Origin of the sequence: Neobacillus drentensis (assembly GCF_036962765.1) — a bacterium.
Lineage (GTDB): Bacteria > Bacillota > Bacilli > Bacillales > Cytobacillaceae > Neobacillus > Neobacillus drentensis_C.
Genome location: NZ_JBALOS010000225.1, coordinates 392 through 2,477, shown reverse-complemented (window position 1 = coordinate 2,477; position 2,086 = coordinate 392). Strand labels below are relative to the sequence as shown.

The following is a 2,086-nucleotide window of genomic DNA, read 5'->3' as shown; positions in this document are numbered from 1 at the left end:
AGTTTAACAGAGCCTTTAACTAAAGGATTTGAAAACGGGGAATATATGAAGGTTGATGTTTTCTAATTGAAAGGCAAGGAGTGTGGCTATGCCGGAAGGAAAAATTGTTAAAGCATTAAGCGGTTTCTATTATGTACTTGGAAATGATAAGTTAATCCAATGCCGTGGCAGAGGGGTATTTAGAAAAAATAAAATTACCCCTCTTGTAGGTGACGAAGTTGTTTTTCAAGCTGAAAATGACTTGGAAGGGTACATTATGGAAGTAAAGGCTCGCAAGAATGAACTCATTCGTCCACCGATTGCAAATGTAGATCAAGCCATTCTTGTGTTTTCGGCTGTTGAACCAGAATTCAGTACAGTTCTATTAGATCGTTTCCTCGTTCTTGTTGAATTTAATCGGATTGAACCGCTAATTTGCATTACCAAAATGGACCTTACTACTGATGATGAGCAAATGATGATAAAGGATTATGCAGAGCAGTATACAGCAGCAGGCTACAAAGTAATCCTTACTTCTTCCGAAACAGAAGCAGGAATTGAACTGTTAAGTCCGCATGTGGATAATAAAATATCTGTTTTTGCTGGTCAATCCGGTGTTGGAAAATCTTCGTTACTGAATGTTCTTAGGCCGGATCTTGAATTAAAAACAAATGATATTTCCTCCCATTTAGGCAGAGGAAAGCATACGACAAGACATGTGGAATTAATTAAGATCGGCAATGGACTCATTGCAGATACGCCAGGATTTAGTTCATTGGAATTTACTAATATTGAAGCGGAAGATTTAACATTTTGTTTCCCTGAACTACAAAGTGCAAGTGAGAATTGTAAATTTCGAGGCTGTTTGCATGTTTCTGAACCCAAATGTGGTGTGAAACAAGCCGTAGACACAGGGGATATCCCAGGATATCGATACGAACATTATTTAGATTTCTTACAGGAGATCAAGGATAGAAAGCCGAGGTATTAATAATGGTTAAAATAGCACCTTCTATACTATCAGCCGATTTTTCGAAATTGGGTGAAGAAATTTTAGCGGTGGAAAAAGGGGGAGCTGACTACATTCATATTGATGTCATGGATGGTCACTTTGTACCCAATATTACGATTGGCCCTTTGATTGTTGAAGCGATTCGTCCAGTCACGAAACTGCCACTTGATGTACACTTAATGATTGAAAACCCTGATCACTATATTGAGGCATTTGCCAAGGCTGGAGCCGATTATATTACCGTGCATGTGGAAGCTTGCCGGCACCTTCACCGAACAATCCAAAATATTAAGTCTTATGGAGTAAAAGCAGGGGTAGTCTTAAATCCCGCTACACCTGTAGAATCCATTCAACACATAATAAGAGACATTGATATGGTTTTATTAATGTCAGTTAATCCTGGGTTTGGCGGGCAAAAATTCATTCCTGAGGTTCTTCCAAAAATAAGAAAAGTAAAAGAGATGGCAGAGGAAATAGGAATGGACCTAGAGATTGAAATTGATGGCGGCGTAAATGCTGAAACAGCAAAGGTTTGTATAGATGCAGGTGCAAATGTGCTTGTTGCAGGCTCCGCTATTTATAATGAAGAAAATTATACGAGAGCAATTTCGCTTTTAAGAGGTTAATGGGAGAGCCAGCTTATGTGCTGGCTTTTTGCATATTGAAAGGGAGACATTATTATGATTATCAATATTCTTGCCGGAGGACCTGAAGACCTTCTGCCTGATTTGACAGAGTACTTGGCTGAAGACGCCATCTGGGTCGGAGTCGATCGCGGCGTCTATCATTTAATAAAAAGAAATATTACACCAACGATTGCTTTTGGAGATTTCGATTCTGTGTCAACTGAAGAGTTATTGTTTATAGAAGGCCGTGTTACAGAATTGAAGAAGTTTAAGCCTGAAAAGGATGAAACGGACATGGAGCTTGCTCTAAATTGGGCCCTTAGCCAGAATCCGCGAATCATCCGTTTGTTTGGGGCCACCGGAGGAAGACTCGATCATTTATTTGCCAATGTTCATTTATTACTAAAACAATTTAAAGAAAAAAGTTCAGTTGATCTCTCCCTAATAGACCGTAAGAATATCATTTTTA

Annotated in this window: 3 protein-coding genes; all 3 read left to right on the top strand. The window is 39.0% G+C overall.

Features of this window, described 5'->3' with window-relative positions:
- Positions 1-88 precede the first annotated feature (88 nt).
- Complete coding sequence (rsgA, locus tag V7137_RS23925; protein ID WP_335700387.1) at positions 89-970, top strand: ribosome small subunit-dependent GTPase A; 882 nt, start codon at positions 89-91, stop codon at positions 968-970.
- A gap of 2 nt (positions 971-972) precedes the next feature.
- Positions 973-1,617 carry a ribulose-phosphate 3-epimerase gene (gene rpe / locus V7137_RS23920; protein ID WP_335700386.1) on the top strand — a complete coding sequence of 215 codons (645 nt, stop codon included), beginning with the start codon at positions 973-975 and terminating at the stop codon, positions 1,615-1,617.
- Between the two features lie 54 nt (positions 1,618-1,671).
- Positions 1,672-2,086: thiamine diphosphokinase (locus V7137_RS23915; RefSeq protein ID WP_335700385.1), on the top strand; the 415-nt coding region annotated here is incomplete at its 3' end.

What these genes read in the sequence shown, in the direction of transcription:
- rpe (WP_335700386.1), top strand. Translation starts at nt 973, where the DNA reads ATGGTTAAAATAGCACCTTCTATACTATCAGCCGATTTTTCGAAATTG.
- rsgA (WP_335700387.1), top strand. Translation starts at nt 89, where the DNA reads ATGCCGGAAGGAAAAATTGTTAAAGCATTAAGCGGTTTCTATTATGTA.